Origin of the sequence: Nocardia sp. NPDC058480, assembly GCF_042720495.1 — a bacterium.
In the GTDB taxonomy this organism is placed as follows: Bacteria; Actinomycetota; Actinomycetes; order Mycobacteriales; family Mycobacteriaceae; genus Nocardia.
The window spans coordinates 243,519-259,118 of sequence record NZ_JBHXMN010000006.1; the positions used below are offsets into that span (position 1 = coordinate 243,519).

Below are 15,600 nucleotides of genomic sequence, written 5' to 3' on the forward strand. Positions count from 1 at the left end.
GGAGCTGACAATTCGCCGGGCCGAGTTCAGACCAGTACGTTCGGCGGTCCAATTCTCAGGCCGAACCCAGCGGGGCAGTCCGCCACCAGGTCTCGATCAGGTCGCCGGCCGAGTGACCGACCCATCGGGCGACCACGACGTAAGGCGAGCGCGGGTCGGCGGCGGGGAATGAGGTCACCACGAACGCCGGACTACTCGTGGAGTCGGCGCCGGCTCCGCGACGTGTAGTCACTGTCAGACCTCGCCCAGCCGACGGATGATCCCTTTGCTCCTGTACGGCGTCGACGAGAATCTGCTGGGCGAAGGCCTGACTGCCTTCGCCGCCTGATCGCGTCCCACTCACATCCATAACATCGAACAACATGCCGTTGCCGGTGACCTCGCATCGAATTCTTGTGGCGCCCGCAGTCAACCAGTACGAACTCTCCGACGACTGAGGGTCGCTTTCGATACACGTCGCGCCGCCGAACCCGGTCGGTGCTCCAGCGGAGCCGACCAGTTGGGGAAATGCGGCAGCAATGGCCTTGTGCCGAGCGTCCCACGTGTCCGCGATTGTGCTGGACGGAGGAGGCGAGGTCACCGTCGGGTTCGGCGGCATCGCAGTCGGCGGCTTCACAGTCGGCTTGAAGTCGACAAAGAGTGCGAGGACGGCGACTGCTACGCCGACAATAGCGACGAGGGCGCCGACCATCCCCCAAAACTCTGCGCGGGTATACCCGAGTATTCCTGTGCTGCCAGTGTTCGACGTATCAGTGTTCCCATCGGACATCACGTTCTCCCCCAGCAACTTTCGCACCCACCGATCCGTCGAGCACTCTATCTCGATCGGCAAAGCCATGCACTCGTTCGGAAGGGAAGTCGCCCATTACCTGGCGGACCGCCGCGTGGGCGGCCGGGAACAACAATGGGCCCCGCACGCTTCTCCAGCGTGCGGGGCCCATCGCGATGAACGGCCGAGGTTCAGGCGCCGGCGACCTTCGCGCCGGGCTTGACGGTGGTGCCGGTCTTGCTGAACCGGAGCACGCCGTCCTCGATCGGGGCCTTGTGCATCAGCGTGCGGTCCCGGTAGTAGTTGTTGACCAGCTTCCAGGCGCCACGCGCGCCCTGGCGGGGCATTTCGCCGTTACCGCGCTGAATGTAGCCCGAGGTGAGAGCGCCACCCATGAGGGATTCCTCGGCGAAGTCATCGGGGCCTGCGTTCACCTCGAAGGTGGTGTAGCCACGGTCGCGCATGATGTTGAGCACGCGGCACAGGTAGGCGGCTGCCAGGTCGGCCTTGAGGGTCCAGGAGGCGTTGGTGTAGCCGATGATCATCAGGAAGTTCGGAATGTCGGAGTACAGCACGCTCTTGTAGGCGACCGTCTCGTTCATCTTCACCGGCTCATCGTCGATGCTCATCGTGGCGCCGCCGAGGATCTGCACGTTCAGGCCGGTCGCGGTGACGATGACGTCGGCCTCGAGAACCTGGCCCGACTCGGTCAGAATGCCGTTCTCGGTGAACGTCGCGATGCGGTCGGTGACGATATCGGCCTTGCCGCTCTTGAGCACCTTGAACAGATCGCCGTTGGGCACCACGCACAGGCGCTGATCCCACGGGTTGTAGTTGGGGGTGAAGTGGCTCAGGTCCACCTTCTTGCCGAGCTGCAAGCGCACCTGGGCCAACATCAGCTTCTTGGCCAGCTCGGGGTTGGTGCGCGAGAGCTGGAAACTGGCGCGCTGCAGGGCGATGTTGCGGGCGCGGCCGATCCGGTAGGCGACGGCGTCGGGCACACGCGACTTCTTGAAACCGATGGCGACCGGGTCGTCCGACGGCAGTGCCTGGATCCAGGTGGGCGAACGCTGCAGCATGGTGACGTGCGCGGCGGTATCGGCCATCGACGGGATCAGCGTGATCGCGGTGGCACCGGAGCCGATGACGACGACCTTCTTGCCCGCGTAGTCCAGATCCTCCGGCCAGTGCTGCGGGTGCACGATCCGACCCTTGAAGTCGGCCTGACCGGGGAATTCCGGCTGGTACCCCTTGTCGTAGTTGTAGTAGCCGCTGGCGCCGACGACGAAGTTGGCGGTCCAGGTCTCGGCCTCGCCGGTGGCCTCGATCTGGGCCGTCACGGTCCAGAGCGCGGCGGCACGATCGAAGGCGAGGTGGATGACCTTGCGGCCGAAGGTGATGTGGTCGGTGACGCCGTATTCCTTGGCGGTGTCCTCGACGTAGTCACGGATGCTGGCGCCGTCGGCGAGCACCTTGGTGCCGATCCAGGGGCGGAATCCGAAACCGAAGGTGAGCATGTCCGAGTCCGAGCGGATGCCGGGGTACTTGAACAGATCCCAGGTGCCGCCGATGTTCTCGCGGCGCTCGAGGATCGCGTAGGTGCGTCCGGTCTGCTCGCGAGAGAGGTGACAGGCCGTGCCGATTCCGGACAGGCCCGCGCCGATGATCAGTACGTCGACATGCCGCGTCATTGAGGAAGCTCGTTTCGTAGGGTCGCCGACCCGAGCATCGTCGCCCGAGCCTGCTTCCAGGTTACGTGTTTCGCATAGTTACGTCTAGTTCGGTGTAGTCGCGGCGCGGGTTGCGCGCACGGTGATCGGAATCCGTGACGAGGGCGGGCGCACCGGTCAGCATCGATGGGCCCCATCACTGCAACGAAAAAGGCGGACATGACCGAGCGCGGACTGTCGTTCCACTGGTTCCTACCCACCTACGGCGACTCTCGCGGCCTGATGGCGGGTGGACACGGCAGCTTCATGTCCGGTGATCGTCCCGCCACGCTGCGCTATCTCAATCAGCTGACCGCCGCCGCCGAGGACAACGGCTTCGAGGGCGTGCTCACGCCGACCGGCGCCTGGTGCGAGGACGCCTGGCTGACCACCGCCATGCTGGTGCAGACCAGCGAGACGTTGAAGTTCCTGGTCGCGCTGCGCCCCGGCCTGACCAGCCCCACCCTGGCCGCGCAGATGGCGGCCACCTTCCAGCGTCATTCCGCCGGTCGGCTGCTGCTCAATGTCGTCACCGGCGGTGAGCAGCGCGAGCAGGAGGCCTACGGCGACTTCCTGGACAAGACCCAGCGCTACGCCCGCACCGGCGAGTTCCTGCATATCGTGCGAGAGCTGTGGTCGCGGACCGAACCGTTCAGCTTCACCGGTGCGCACCTGCGGGTGCAGGACGCGATCCTCAGCGCCCGTCCCGACCCGATTCCGCCGGTGTTCTTCGGCGGCTCGTCGGGTCCGGCCGGACCGATCGCGGCCCGCTACGCCGACACCTACCTCACCTGGGGCGAACCGGTGGACGCGGTCGCGAAGAAGCTGGACTGGGTCCGCGGCCTGGCCGCGATCGAGGGCCGCACCGTCGACTTCGGCCTGCGCATCCACGTGATCAGCCGCGACAGCGCCGCCGAGGCGTGGGCGGAGGCCGACCGACTCCTCGACGGCATCTCACCGGGCGAGATCGAGCGGGTGCAGGCGAACCTGGCCAAGAGCGACTCCGAGGGGCAGCGCCGGATGGCACGGCTGCACAACGGGCGGACCGACGGGCTCGAGATCGCGCCGAATCTGTGGGCGGGCGTGGGCCTGGTGCGCGGTGGTGCGGGTACGGCGCTGGTCGGGTCGCACGCCGAGGTGGCCGATCGCCTCCTCGAGTACGCCGCGATCGGGATCGACAGTTTCATCCTGTCCGGGTACCCGCACCTGGAGGAGGCGTACTGGTTCGGCGAGGGTGTGCTGCCGATTCTGGAGCGCAAGGGCGTGTGGACGCATCCATCGCGGCCGGTGCCGGTGCCGTCGATCGCGCCGTTCACCGCCGCTGCGAGTAGCTGATACCGCGGGGCGCGGCCAGGATCTAGGGTCGCGCCCCGCGACGAGTGCCGGTGCCGACCCCGCCACGGTAATCCGGGCAGGGCCATTCGGAGCACCGGTTCGGCAGTCGCTGCACCGTTGCGCTCCCTGTCGTTTGCCGGGGAGCACGGTAGCCCAACATCTTTCGATGCGGCCGTGACCTGCCATTCTTTCGAATACCGACCAGTAGGACCGAAATGCAATGACGCACATCATGCTTCGCGGCACCGCACTCCCCCAACCTTTTTCGGCATCGTGTGCAGCCGGGGTTCCACGTGAATCACTGCAGTTCGGGGCAGGTTCGGACCGCGTTCGACAGAGTCGGGCACGGTCGGCGATAGGCTCGGCGGCGTGACCCTCACCGTCGGCTTCGACCTGGACATGACTCTCATCGACTCACGTCCGGGTGTCGCCCTGGCGATCGACACCCTCGCGCGCGAGTTCGATCTCGCCATGGACGGCTCGCACTTCGCCGAGCACCTCGGACCGCCGCTGGCCACACTGCTGGGCGACGCGGGCGCGCCCGACGACCTGATCCCCCATCTGGTCACTCGCTACCGCGAGCTGTACCCGGACGTCGTCGACCACATCGCCGCGCTACCCGGGGCCGACGACGCCTTGGCCGCCGTGCGCGCCGACGGTGGGCGGACGCTGGTCGTCACCGGGAAATTCGAGCCGCACGCGCGACTGCACGTCGATCACCTCGGCTGGCAGATCGATCGTCTCGCTGGCGACCTGTGGTCGACCGGGAAGGCCGATGTATTGCGCGAGGAATCGGCCCACGTCTTCGTCGGCGATCACGCGGGTGACATGCGCGGCGCCAAGGCCGCCGGTGTGGTGGCCGTCGGTGTCACCACCGGTCCCTACGATGCCGAGGGATTGTGGGCCGCGGGCGCGGACGTGGTCCTCGACGATCTCACCCAGTTCGCCGAGTGGTTGTCCGTCCACGCATCGGGGCGATAGTCCACGAAACAGCCTGTGACGCAACCCAGTTCCGGAACCCATCCGAGACCTGACGCGTTGACGGGTCATGCCGACGGACCCCTACTGGAATCACAACAGCCGCTACCACCCCTGGGTACTCGATCAGGTCCCCTCGAACGCCCGCACAGCGCTCGACATCGGTTGTGGCGACGGTCTGCTCGCCCGAAAGCTCGCCGACCGATGCGATGCAGTTCTCGGCGTCGACATCGACCGACAGGTCATCGACAACGCTCCCGCGGCACCCAATGTCCACCTCGAACAAGCCGACTTCCGAGATCTCGACCAAGCCTTCGATATCGTGACCGCGGTAGCCACCCTCCATCATGTCCCGCTACGTGAGGGCTTGGCCGCATTACGCACCCTGGTCGCGCCGGGCGGCACCCTCGCTGTGGTGGGTCTCTGGAAGATGCATCCCCTCGCCGATATCCACTATCTCCCACTGCTACCCGTGATCTGGGGAATCGACCGCAGGCACCGCGCGGCCGCAGGTGGGCCCGCGGCGACACTGCGCGAACCGCAGGAGACTCTCACCGAAATCCGCTCGGCGGCCACCGATCTGCTGCCCGGCGCCGAGGTGCGCCGGCGGCTCATGTGGCGCTATACCCTCCTGTGGCGCAGGCCCTGACTTATAGCGATCGCCGGATCAGCTCCCGCGCAATCTGCTGAGCCTCCAGCGGTACCGCGATTCCCGTTTTCACGTCGAGGATCAGCTGAGAACTCCACCGTGCTCGGCGAATATTGATCCGATACACCCGAATGCCGCGTGGGCCGAGTTCGGTGGCGAGGATCCGGGCCAGGGTGTGGACGGCGGCCTCGGTCGCGGCGTTGCGACCGACGTGGATCCGTATTGTCCGAATCGATGCGGTATGTCCGCCTACCTGGGTGATACAGTCCGGCAAGATTTTTCGATGGGGAGGGTCAGTCATCAACGCATCACGGACTGTTGTGTGGCGCACCGGGCACGGGGGGTCGAGTCGATGAATCGCACCCGGTGGATCATCGCGAGCCTGCTCGCTGTGGTTGCGGTAGTCGTGGCGGTGGTCGTCGTTGTGGTTGCCACGCGGGACGAGGATCCGCGTGAATTCGTCGCAGAGAAGTATCGGCGAGCCCAACAACTCGATCAGGCGAACAACGGTCTAGCGTTCCTCGCCACCGCCGCACCTGCCGCGGTGGCCGCCGCGATCGCGAAAGCGACCGATCCGCGCGACAAGCGCAATACCGGTGACAACCACTATCTGCGATTCGACCGGGATCTCGTCGCGGTGTCACCGCATGCCGGTGGATCCCTCGTCCTGGTCGACAGCTTGTCCAACGGCACTCGCCGCCATCACAGCCACATCAGCGGCTACGGCTGGACCAGCGGTTCGGCGGCAGGCGACTACCGCGGCGGCGGCAGCGACAACGGCGGCAAGTAGTTCATTCGGGCATCTCGCTCGCACAACACAGGAGGACACTCATGCTCGCCGACCTGGCGGCGGACGCGGGCGCCGCGCTCGCCTATTCCGCGGTGGGAATCGTGTTGATGGCCGTCGGTTTCGGCGTCGTCGACCTGCTCACCCCCGGCGACCTGCGCGCCCAGATCTGGATCGAACGCAACCGCAATGCCGCGATCCTGCTCGCCTCGAACCTGTTCGGGGTCGGGATCATCGTGGCCGTGGCCATCTGGACCTCCGAGGGCAAGATCGCCGAGGCCCTGCTGGCGAGCGCGATCTACGGCGTGATCGGGCTGGCCGCGATGGCGGTGGCGTTCGTGCTGCTCGACGCGCTCACTCCCGGTGACTTCCGGGCCGTCGTCGCCGACGCGGAACCGCATCCGGCGGTGTGGGTCACGGCGTCGGCGCATATCGCGGTCGCGCTGGTGGTGGCCGCGGGCCTGACCTGATGCCGCGGCACCGCCTGGCCAGGGCGGCGCTGCTGGCGACCGTGTTCGTGTGCGCGGCATGCGGTTTGGTGTACGAGCTGTCGCTGGTCACCCTCGGGAGCTATCTGATCGGTGACACCGCCGCCCAGGCCTCGATCACGCTGAGCGTGATGGTGTGTTCGATGGGTGTCGGCGCGCTGGTGGCCAAACCGTTGCGGCCCCGTGCCGCTGCCGCTTTCGTGGCGGTGGAGTTGACGTTGGCCGTGGTCGGCGGGCTGTCGGTAGCCGCTCTGTACGCCAGTTACGCGTGGCTCAATATCTATACGGGCACGCTGGTGCTGGCGGCGGCGGTGATCGGCATGCTCGTCGGTGCGGAGATTCCGCTGCTGATGGAGTTGCTGCAGGACATCCGCGAGCAGGAGGCCAGCAGCGCGGTCGCCGATCTGTTCGCGGCCGACTATGTGGGTGCGCTACTGGGCGGCTTGGCGTTTCCGTTCCTGCTGCTGCCGGTGTTCGGCCAGATCCGCGGCAGTCTGGTGGTGGGGGTCGTTAACGCCGTCGCCGGACTCGCGTTGGCGTTCTTCTTCTTCCGCGACAAGATGACGCGCGGCGCCCGCCACACCCTGATCGCCGCCACCGTCGCGGTCGCCTGCGGCCTCACCGGAAGCTACCTCTACGCCGACCGTTTCGAGGCGACCGCGCAGCAGGCCCTGTTCGCCCACCCGATCGTGTGGCAGACGCGCACGCCCTATCAGCAGATCGTGCTCACCGAATCGTTCTCCCCGTTCGCCACCACCGATACCCGGCTGTATCTCAACGGCGGACTCCAGTTCTCCTCGGTCGACGAATATCGCTACCACGAGGCGCTGGTGCACCCGGTGCTGTCCGGCCCGCACCGGTCGGTGCTGGTCCTCGGTGGCGGCGACGGCCTCGCGCTGCGCGAGATCCTGCGCTATCCCGACATCGCCGAGGTGACACTGGTCGAACTCGATCCGGCGATGATCGACCTCGCCCGCACCGACGACCGCCTGGTCGGCCTGAACGACCATGCGTTCGACGACCCGCGAGTCGAGGTGGTCAACGCCGACGCGTTCACCTGGTTACGCAGCGCCCCAGGCCTTTTCGACGCGGTGATCGTCGACCTGCCCGACCCTGACCAGACCTCGGTGGCCAAGCTGTACTCGCAAGAGTTCTACGCGATGACCGCCAATGTACTGGCGCCCGGCGCCCGCATGGTCGTCCAATCGGGCTCGCCCTTCTTCGCCCCGCGGTCCTTCTGGACCATCGACGCCACCCTGCGTTCCGCGGGTCTGCACACCACCCCCTACCACGTGGACGTCCCGAGCTTCGGCGACTGGGGCTTCGTGCTGGCCTCGGCCACCGTGGCCCCGACCCCGTCCCTGCGCAGCCCCGGCCCGCTGCGCTCCCTGGACGCCGCCACCCTCACCGCGGCCACCGTCTTCCCGCCGGATCGGCGCCCGGTCGACCCCGAGGTCTCGACCTTGATGCACCCGGTGATTCTGGATCTGCAACGCCAAGAATGGCGTTGACTTCAGACCCGAACACGCGATGGCTTCGCGGGCCGGTCGGGGGCGGTGACGATGCCGAAGGCGATCAAGCTGTCGGCGGTGTCACGGATGGTGTCCTCGATCGGGCGCATGGTCCAGCCCAGTTCGCGCCGGGCCTTGTCCGCACTGACATGTTCGGTGCGGCCGAGAACCGGCACGGTCAAGCGGACGCCCTTGTCGAAGACCGCGACGAGGCGGATCGCCCAGTTCGGCAGGATCCGGGTGGGGACACGGAACCCCTCGGCGGCGTAGTCGCGGGCCAGCAGGCGGGCCAACTCGCCCATCCACAGTGGGTCGGTCGCGCAGATGTATCGATTGCCCGCCGCCTCGGGAACTTCCATCGCCAGCCGATGCGCGACAGCGAGGTCGCGCACGTCGACGGGGGTCCAGCCGGTCTTCACCGAACCCGGGACGTCGCGAGCGAGCAGGCGGCGGACCGGTTCGTGAGAGGTGCTGGTCCGGGCTTCGAGCAGCGGGCCGAGGATCATGCCGGGATTGACCACCACCAGTTCGAGACCGGCGGTGGCGGGCAGGGATTCGACGAACTCCCAGGCCGCCCGTTCGGCCAGGGTCTTGCTCTTCTGATAGGCGGGGATGCGGTCGACCACCGACCAGTCGTCCTCGGTGCGCACCGTGTCCACGTCATGGCCATAGGCGACGGCGGCGACCGAGGACGTGAGCACGACGCGGCGTACACCGGCGGCCGCGGCGGCGCGCAGCACGCGCAGGGTGCCCTGGACCGCGGGTTCGATGAGGTCTTTCTCGTTGTCGGGCGGTGTGGCGGGGAACGGTGACGCGACGTGCAGCACGGTGTCGCAATCCGCGACCGCCGCGGCCCAGCCCGCATCGTCGTCGAGGGAGGCCGCGACGAATTCCAGGTCACCACCGGTGCGGCGGGCGAGTTCGGTGAGATGGGCGCGGCGGGCGTGCGCGGCGAGATCGCGCACGGTGGCGCGCACGGCGTAGCCGTGCTCGAGGAGTTCGGCGATGCAGTGGCCGGCGACGAAACCTGTCGCGCCGGTGACGAGTACCCGAGTGGTCATGGTGGTCATCCATTCCGTCGATTCGGTGGAGCACGCATCTAAGCGATGCTCAATTAATCTAAACACTGCATAGATTTCCTGTCCAGTGCCAATTCCGGCCGGAATCTCGCCTACGCTCAGCAGGGTGAAGCGCACCAGTTACCACCACGGCGACCTGCGCGCCACGCTGATGCAGGCTTGCCTGCGCCTGATCGAGAGCGAGGGCCTGGCCGCGGTGAGCCTGCGCCGCGTCGCCAGAGAGGCCGGGGTCAGCAGTGGCGCGCCCTATCACCATTTCGCCGACCGCGCCGCGCTGCTCTCGGCCCTGTCGATCGACGGCTTCCAGCAGCTGGCCGCCTACATGGTCGCCGCCAGGGCGGCGTCGGCCGACCCGCTGGCCGCGCTCACCGAACTCGGTGATGCCTACGTGCGGTTCTCCCGCGATCACCCCGCCCAGTTCCGGCTCATGTTCCGACCTGAGCTGTCCCAGCCGGAAAAGCACCCCGATGCCCACGCCGCCGGTGACGCCGCATTCGACGTGCTGGTCGACACCGTCGCCGAATGTGTCGCCACCGGCGCACTGCCCGCCGACCGCGCCGACACCCTCGCCGTCGCCTGGTGGGGGCTGGCCCACGGGCTGGCGTCGCTGTGGCTCGACGGTCATCTCGAGAAGCGCAGCGAACAAATGGGTACCAACGCGCCCGAGCTGGTCGACACGATCATGCGCACATTCACCGCGCTGATCGCGCCGAGTTCGTCCTGACGCGCCGCCGATATTCCGTCGGCCCGGCGTGTGCACTCACCTACAGTGGGTAGAACCGTGTTTGTCGTTGCGTAGCCGTTTCGAGCAGGAGGCCCGATGTCTGGCACCGCGAAACTCGATCCCGTGGTCGAGGCGTTCGTCGACGCACTCAACGCGCAGGACACCGACCAGTTCTACGGTGTGCTCACCGAAGACGCGACCATGTCCGATGATGGTGTCGAACGCAATCTCGCACAGTGGACAGAGGCCGAGATCTTCAGCAGCAACGGGCATCTCGCCGTAGACACGGTCGACTCCGACGACGGCCTCGCACTCACCGCCGACTACACCAACAGCCGGTGGGGTTCGATGCGAACCACCTGGCAGTTCGTCCTGCGCGACGGGCTGATCAGCCGATTCGAAACAGGACAGGCGTGACCGACGATCTTCTGCTGACACCGCGTTACGGCACCGCCGCACTCTCCGATCTACTCCCGTCGGTACTGACCTGCCTCGGCGTACCCGGCGATACCGACCGACTCGGCCTCGAACTCGATGTCGACCGGGTCTGTGTGCTGCTCGTCGACGGACTCGGCGCGCACGCCCTGGCCGCCGAATCCACTGCGGCGCCGTTCCTGACCAGCCTGCCCGAGGCGACCCTCGATGCCGGTTTTCCGAGCACGACGGCAACGAGCCTGACCACCCTCGGCACCGGACTGCCGTCGGGCGAGCACGGCATCGTCGGTTACACCATGCGTCTGCCCGGCGAAGAACGCCTGTTCAATTCGCTCCGGTGGCAACTCACCGGCGCAGGGCCGAAGGTGGACGCGCTCACCGCGTACCCGCCCGACCGAATTCAGCCGCGCCGCACCATCTTCGAGCGCGCGACCGATGCGGGCATCGCCGCCGTGCAGGTGGCGCCGAGCTACCAGGACGGCTCCGGCCTGACCCTGGCCGGGTGGCGCGGCGGCGGATTCCGCACCGCCTATTCGGTCGGTGATCTCGTCGACGGCGTCCTGACGGCCCTCACCTGCGCACCGAAAACCCTTGTCTACACCTATCATTCAGAACTCGACACCACCGGCCACGCGCGCGGACCCGCCAGCCGGGCGTGGCGATTCGAGCTCGCCAATGTCGACCGGATCGCCGCCGAGATCGCGGCGCGGCTGCCCGCTCGCTCGGCGCTCATCGTCACCGCCGATCACGGCATGGTCGAACTCGTCGAGCGCATCGACTTCGACACCCACCCGCACCTGCCGGAAAACGTCCTGGCACTCGGCGGTGAACCACGCGCCCGCCACGTCTACACCGACGCGAGTGCTTCGGTCGCCGATACCTGGCGAGGCGTTCTCGGGAGCAGGTTCCTGGTACGCACCCGAGACGAAGCGATCGACGCGGGCTGGTTCGGCCCGGCGCCCACCCGGGAGGCCGCCGCACGCATCGGCGATCTCGTCGTGATCGCGAGCGGCGACGGCGGTGTCGTGCGGTCCGGCGCCGAACCGCTGCAATCGTTGATGGTCGGCCACCACGGCTCGCTCACCCCCGCTGAACTGCGGGTTCCCCTGCGGATCCACCGCGCCTGAGCACCACCACCTAAGCTGTCACCGACGCGCAGGTGCGCGTAGCGAACCATTCCAGGAGGAACCATGCACGCCAACACCCGTACCGGCGCTGTCGCGGTGGGCGTCGCGGTGCTGGCGGCACTGGTTACCGGCTGCACCGAGGTCGAGCGAGTGCTCAACCAGGGTGGCGAAACGAGCTGCCGCGACTACGTCAACCAGGACGCGAACACCAAGCGGATCACCATCACCAAGGCGATCAAGCAACAGACCGGCAACGACAACGAACCCGCGGGCACCGTGGTCGACTCGATGATCGTGCAGGTCGACCTGTTGTGCGCGACCCAGCGCAATGTCGACACTCCGATCAAGAACGCCGATATCGCCGGGATCTTCCTCAACAAGTAGTCGACGTCAAGGCGACGCGACAGGCTACCGACCGGCGACCTGGTCGTCCTCGGCACAAACGTTCCCATGGTGGTGGCAGAGCTGATAGACAGTAAGCGCCACACCGATTCTCGTCGCAGGAACGGTGCGTCACCGACGAGCAGGGAGTGAACGTGGCCGAGGACGCAGGAAGGCCCCCATACCCGATCGCCGGACCGCACAGGCCCGAACGGCTCTCCGACTACCGGGTCGAGCTCGAGAAGCAGTGGAACCGCCTGGCAGCACCCTCACGCCCCCTGACGCTGCCCCGTGACACCGGTGCCGTGCGCAACGATGTCGCCAAATCCTGGCAGCGCTCCCTGCACACCGTCGACCCCGCCACCGAAGTCGCTCCCGGATTCAGCGACATCAGCGACCGCTGGTCGGAGTCCCCGCTGCGCAGGCCCGTCACCGAACTCGCGGGCCAGCTGCGCGGAATGGCCGAGGAGTCGGGCTATCTCGCTGTCGTCAGTGACGAATCGGGCACCATCTTGTGGACCGCGGGCGATCGCACGCTGCGCCGCCAGGGGGAAGCGGTGAACTTCGCGCCCGGCGGGGTGTGGGACGAAAGCCATATGGGCACCAACGGCTTATCCCTGGCCCTGCACGACGACAGGGCCGTTACCGTGTTCTCCGCCGAGCATCTCGTCGCCGCGCTGCACGGCTGGGTCTGCTACTCCGCACCCATCCACGGCCCCGACGGCCGAACAGTCGGTGTGCTCGACCTGTCCTCGACCTGGGAACGCTCGCATCCGATGGTGATGACCTCGGTGCGCGCGCTGGTCACCGCTGTGGAGACGATGCTGCGCGCCGAAGCACCGACGCCCGCGCCGGGTGTACGGCTCGAATGCCTCGGCGCGGCAAGACTTTTGCGCGACGGCCGACCGGTGCCGCTGCCGCCACGTCAACTCGAGATCCTGGCGCTGCTGGCGCTCGAGCCCGACGGCTACACCCCCGAACAGCTGCACGCCGCGGTCTACGGTGAACGGTCGGTGTCGCTGAACACGCTCAAAGCCGATGTGTCGCACCTGCGCCGCGCCACCCGCGGCGAGATCGCGAACCGGCGCTACATGCTCACCGGTGCGGTCTCCTGCGACGCGGTGGATCTGCTGGCCGCTATCGAGGGCGGCGACCTCACCTCCGCGCTGTATCTGTATCGCGGACCGCTGCTGCCCGGTTCGGATCTGCCGGGCGTCGAACAGTGGCGCGCCCATCTCGACGTCGGCATCCGCAACGCCGTGCTCGGCAGCGACCGACCCGAGCACGCCGTCGCGTTCGGGCAGCGGTGCCCCGGCGATGTCGCCGTGCACGAGCACGCCCTGCGGCTACTGCCTCGCGACGATGTCCGGCGCGCCGTCGTCACGGCCCGACTTTTCACCGCGCGACAGTCCTGACCTGCACAAACGCCGTCACCAACCTCGTACCAACCTTCTCCGACAATAGTGTGGGACACCACGCAAGGGTCGCGAGGAGCGAGGCGCATGATCTACGGCAAACCCGGATCGGATACCGGCATAGTCAGCTATGCCCCCCGATACGACAACTTCATCGGAGGTGACTGGTCTCCCCCTGTCGAAGGCCGCTATTTCGACAACACGTCACCGGTCGACGGTGAGACCTTCTGCGCGGTGGCCCGTTCCACCGCCGCCGATATCGATATGGCGCTCGAAGCCGCGCACCGCGCCACCGAGCGCTGGGCCGCGACCTCGGTCACCGAGCGGTCCGACATCCTGCTCAAGATCGCCGACCGGATCGAGAACAGCCTCGAACCACTGGCGGTGGCCGAAACCTGGGACAACGGCAAACCGGTTCGCGAAACCCTCGCGGCCGACCTCCCGCTGGCCATCGATCACTTCCGCTACTTCGCGGGTGTGCTGCGCGCCCAAGAGGGATCGCTGTCCCAGATCGACGCCGATACCGTCGCCTATCACTTCCACGAACCGCTCGGGGTGGTCGGGCAGATCATTCCGTGGAACTTCCCGATCCTGATGGCCGCCTGGAAACTCGCGCCCGCGCTGGCGGCGGGCAACTGCGTGGTGATCAAACCGGCCGAACAGACACCGGCCTCACTGCTGCTCGTCGTCGAACTCATCGCGGATCTGCTGCCCGACGGAGTTCTCAACGTGGTCAACGGCTTCGGCGCCGAGGCGGGCAAACCCCTGGCGCAGAGCCCGCGCGTGGCCAAGATCGCCTTCACCGGGGAGACCACCACCGGGCGGCTGATCATGCAGTACGCGAGCGAGAACATCATTCCGGTCACCCTCGAACTCGGCGGCAAGAGCCCCAACATCTTCCTGCCCGATGTGCTGGCCGCCGACGACGACTACCTCGACAAGGCCGTCGAGGGGTTCGTCATGTTCGCCCTGAACCAGGGCGAGGTGTGCACGTGCCCGTCGCGGGCGCTGATCCACTCGTCGATCTACGACGAGTTCCTCGCCCGAGCCATCGCCCGCACCGAGGCCATCGTGTCCGGTCATCCGCTCGACACCGAGACGATGATCGGCGCGCAGGCCGGCAACGACCAGTACGAGAAGATTCTGTCCTATTTCGACATCGGCAGAGCCGAAGGCGCCCGCGTGCTCACTGGAGGGGAAGCACGCAAGGTCGACGGCCTGCCGGGTGGGTACTACATCGAACCCACCGTCTTCTCCGGTGACAACACGATGCGGATCTTCCAGGAGGAGATCTTCGGCCCGGTCGTCGCGGTCACCCGCTTCGATACCGTCGACGAAGCGATCCGCATCGCCAACGACACCCTCTACGGTCTCGGTGCGGGCGTGTGGACCCGCGATATGAACACCGCCCATCGACTCGGGCGCGGCATCAAGGCAGGTCGGGTCTGGACCAACTGCTATCACGCCTACCCCGCCCACGCCGCGTTCGGCGGCTACAAGAAGTCGGGATTCGGCCGGGAGAACCACGCGATGATGCTCGGGCACTACCAGCAGACCAAGAACCTGCTGGTCAGTTATTCGACAACGAAACTCGGGATGTTCTGATGCAGAATCGAATCCACCGTGTGGAGATCACCGAGCGCGCCCAGACCCTGCTCCGCAGGCTTATCGAGGACAACGGCCCCGTCCTGTTCCGCCAGGCGGGCGATTGCTGCGACGACGACAGCGCCCCGCGGTGCCTGTCGGCCAAGCAGTTCCCGATCGAGAAGGCCGACATCCTGCTCGGCCGGCTCAGCTGGCACACCGAATTCTGGATCAGCGCCGAGCAATTCGAATGCTGGAAAGATACCCACCTCACCGTCGATGTGACGCGCGGTGAGGCCGCTGAGGACTCCCTCGAAGCCGGGCAGGGCATGCGATTCGTGTTGCGCGCCAGGCTGCTGACCGAGGCGGAGAACGTGGCACTGGCGGCCGCACCGCCACCACGAACGGGCGCCGACCGCACGCTGTAGCGGCGCCGTCGAAACCTGACCTGGCAGCATCTTTCCCGGGGTTGGCAGGTCACGGCGAGCCCCCGCCGACTGGGCCATCGCGGCTCAGCCGGCGGGGTGAGCTCGCCGTTTTTCGTGTGTGCCCCCCATATAGCAAATGTGTTCCCGCGCAAACCAAATCGCGTCTCGCTCACCGAGACACGCACGACAACACTGCAACGA

General features: G+C 67.0%; 17 protein-coding genes. 13 read left to right on the forward strand and 4 right to left on the reverse strand.

The window, feature by feature from the left end; genetic code table 11:
* Window positions 1-55: 55 nt before the first annotated feature.
* Entirely contained in the window at window positions 56-838 is a 783-nt protein-coding gene (locus tag ACFWO8_RS17650; RefSeq protein ID WP_378951674.1) for a hypothetical protein, read from the reverse strand.
* A gap of 122 nt (window positions 839-960) precedes the next feature.
* Window positions 961-2,460 (reverse strand): flavin-containing monooxygenase, encoded by a 1,500-nt coding sequence (locus tag ACFWO8_RS17655; protein ID WP_378951677.1) that lies wholly within the window; start codon window positions 2,458-2,460, stop codon window positions 961-963.
* Between the two features lie 198 nt (window positions 2,461-2,658).
* Here ACFWO8_RS17655 and ACFWO8_RS17660 point away from each other — a divergent pair, with 198 nt between their 5' ends.
* The 3 genes from ACFWO8_RS17660 (at window position 2,659) to ACFWO8_RS17670 (ending at window position 5,440) form a co-directional block, all read left to right on the forward strand.
* Complete coding sequence (locus tag ACFWO8_RS17660; RefSeq protein WP_378951680.1) at window positions 2,659-3,813, forward strand: LLM class flavin-dependent oxidoreductase; 1,155 nt, start codon at window positions 2,659-2,661, stop codon at window positions 3,811-3,813.
* A 369-nt stretch (window positions 3,814-4,182) separates the two neighbouring features.
* Window positions 4,183-4,794 (forward strand): HAD family hydrolase, encoded by a 612-nt coding sequence (locus tag ACFWO8_RS17665; RefSeq protein WP_378951683.1) that lies wholly within the window; start codon window positions 4,183-4,185, stop codon window positions 4,792-4,794.
* A gap of 67 nt (window positions 4,795-4,861) precedes the next feature.
* Window positions 4,862-5,440, forward strand: coding sequence for a class I SAM-dependent methyltransferase (locus tag ACFWO8_RS17670; RefSeq protein ID WP_378951686.1), 579 nt, complete (start codon window positions 4,862-4,864; stop codon window positions 5,438-5,440).
* Between the two features lies 1 nt (window position 5,441).
* Here ACFWO8_RS17670 and ACFWO8_RS17675 read toward each other — a convergent pair whose 3' ends face one another.
* Complete coding sequence (locus tag ACFWO8_RS17675) at window positions 5,442-5,714, reverse strand: hypothetical protein (RefSeq protein WP_378951690.1); 273 nt, start codon at window positions 5,712-5,714, stop codon at window positions 5,442-5,444.
* 78 nt (window positions 5,715-5,792) lie between these two features.
* Here ACFWO8_RS17675 and ACFWO8_RS17680 point away from each other — a divergent pair, with 78 nt between their 5' ends.
* From ACFWO8_RS17680 to ACFWO8_RS17690, 3 genes are read left to right on the forward strand one after another with little or no spacing between them, the layout of a single operon-like run.
* Entirely contained in the window at window positions 5,793-6,230 is a 438-nt protein-coding gene (locus tag ACFWO8_RS17680) for a DUF4247 domain-containing protein (RefSeq protein ID WP_378951693.1), read from the forward strand.
* Between the two features lie 41 nt (window positions 6,231-6,271).
* Window positions 6,272-6,697: a DUF350 domain-containing protein gene (locus ACFWO8_RS17685; RefSeq protein WP_378951696.1), complete on the forward strand. Its 426-nt coding sequence runs from the start codon at window positions 6,272-6,274 to the stop codon at window positions 6,695-6,697.
* Entirely contained in the window at window positions 6,697-8,226 is a 1,530-nt protein-coding gene (locus ACFWO8_RS17690) for a polyamine aminopropyltransferase (RefSeq protein ID WP_378951699.1), read from the forward strand. The genes ACFWO8_RS17685 and ACFWO8_RS17690 overlap by 1 nt, the downstream gene beginning before the upstream one ends.
* 2 nt (window positions 8,227-8,228) lie before the next feature.
* On the opposite strand, the gene ACFWO8_RS17695 is transcribed toward ACFWO8_RS17690, so the two are convergent.
* The gene (locus tag ACFWO8_RS17695) at window positions 8,229-9,287 is read right to left on the reverse strand and encodes an NAD-dependent epimerase/dehydratase family protein (protein WP_378951702.1); all 1,059 of its coding nucleotides are present in this window, start codon (window positions 9,285-9,287) and stop codon (window positions 8,229-8,231) included.
* 124 nt (window positions 9,288-9,411) lie between these two features.
* On the opposite strand from ACFWO8_RS17695, the gene ACFWO8_RS17700 reads away from it, so the two are divergent.
* The 7 genes from ACFWO8_RS17700 (at window position 9,412) to ACFWO8_RS17730 (ending at window position 15,399) form a co-directional block, all read left to right on the forward strand.
* Window positions 9,412-10,029: a TetR/AcrR family transcriptional regulator gene (locus ACFWO8_RS17700; protein ID WP_378951714.1), complete on the forward strand. Its 618-nt coding sequence runs from the start codon at window positions 9,412-9,414 to the stop codon at window positions 10,027-10,029.
* 96 nt (window positions 10,030-10,125) lie between these two features.
* A complete protein-coding gene (locus ACFWO8_RS17705; protein ID WP_378951717.1) occupies window positions 10,126-10,446 on the forward strand; it encodes a nuclear transport factor 2 family protein in 321 nt (106 codons plus the stop codon).
* Window positions 10,443-11,591, forward strand: coding sequence for an alkaline phosphatase family protein (locus tag ACFWO8_RS17710; RefSeq protein WP_378951720.1), 1,149 nt, complete (start codon window positions 10,443-10,445; stop codon window positions 11,589-11,591). The genes ACFWO8_RS17705 and ACFWO8_RS17710 overlap by 4 nt, the downstream gene beginning before the upstream one ends.
* A gap of 63 nt (window positions 11,592-11,654) precedes the next feature.
* Window positions 11,655-11,975, forward strand: coding sequence for a hypothetical protein (locus ACFWO8_RS17715; RefSeq protein WP_378951722.1), 321 nt, complete (start codon window positions 11,655-11,657; stop codon window positions 11,973-11,975).
* Window positions 11,976-12,127: 152 nt separating this feature from the next.
* Complete coding sequence (locus tag ACFWO8_RS17720; RefSeq protein ID WP_378951725.1) at window positions 12,128-13,387, forward strand: transcriptional regulator; 1,260 nt, start codon at window positions 12,128-12,130, stop codon at window positions 13,385-13,387.
* Between the two features lie 87 nt (window positions 13,388-13,474).
* On the forward strand, window positions 13,475-14,992 hold the full coding sequence (locus ACFWO8_RS17725) for an aldehyde dehydrogenase family protein (protein ID WP_378951728.1): 1,518 nt from the start codon (window positions 13,475-13,477) through the stop codon (window positions 14,990-14,992).
* A complete protein-coding gene (locus tag ACFWO8_RS17730) occupies window positions 14,992-15,399 on the forward strand; it encodes a DUF779 domain-containing protein (protein ID WP_378951733.1) in 408 nt (135 codons plus the stop codon). The genes ACFWO8_RS17725 and ACFWO8_RS17730 overlap by 1 nt, the downstream gene beginning before the upstream one ends.
* The last annotated feature ends 201 nt before the right edge of the window (window positions 15,400-15,600 follow it).

Coding starts and splice junctions, on each gene's coding strand:
- ACFWO8_RS17730 (WP_378951733.1), top strand. CDS start 14,992: ATGCAGAATCGAATCCACCGTGTGGAGATCACCGAGCGCGCCCAGACC.
- ACFWO8_RS17725 (WP_378951728.1), top strand. CDS start 13,475: ATGATCTACGGCAAACCCGGATCGGATACCGGCATAGTCAGCTATGCC.
- ACFWO8_RS17660 (WP_378951680.1), top strand. CDS start 2,659: ATGACCGAGCGCGGACTGTCGTTCCACTGGTTCCTACCCACCTACGGC.
- ACFWO8_RS17680 (WP_378951693.1), top strand. CDS start 5,793: ATGAATCGCACCCGGTGGATCATCGCGAGCCTGCTCGCTGTGGTTGCG.
- ACFWO8_RS17685 (WP_378951696.1), top strand. CDS start 6,272: ATGCTCGCCGACCTGGCGGCGGACGCGGGCGCCGCGCTCGCCTATTCC.
- ACFWO8_RS17690 (WP_378951699.1), top strand. CDS start 6,697: ATGCCGCGGCACCGCCTGGCCAGGGCGGCGCTGCTGGCGACCGTGTTC.
- ACFWO8_RS17715 (WP_378951722.1), top strand. CDS start 11,655: ATGCACGCCAACACCCGTACCGGCGCTGTCGCGGTGGGCGTCGCGGTG.
- ACFWO8_RS17695 (WP_378951702.1), bottom strand. CDS start 9,287: ATGACCACTCGGGTACTCGTCACCGGCGCGACAGGTTTCGTCGCCGGC.
- ACFWO8_RS17655 (WP_378951677.1), bottom strand. CDS start 2,460: ATGACGCGGCATGTCGACGTACTGATCATCGGCGCGGGCCTGTCCGGA.
- ACFWO8_RS17650 (WP_378951674.1), bottom strand. CDS start 838: ATGGCTTTGCCGATCGAGATAGAGTGCTCGACGGATCGGTGGGTGCGA.
- ACFWO8_RS17670 (WP_378951686.1), top strand. CDS start 4,862: ATGCCGACGGACCCCTACTGGAATCACAACAGCCGCTACCACCCCTGG.
- ACFWO8_RS17705 (WP_378951717.1), top strand. CDS start 10,126: ATGTCTGGCACCGCGAAACTCGATCCCGTGGTCGAGGCGTTCGTCGAC.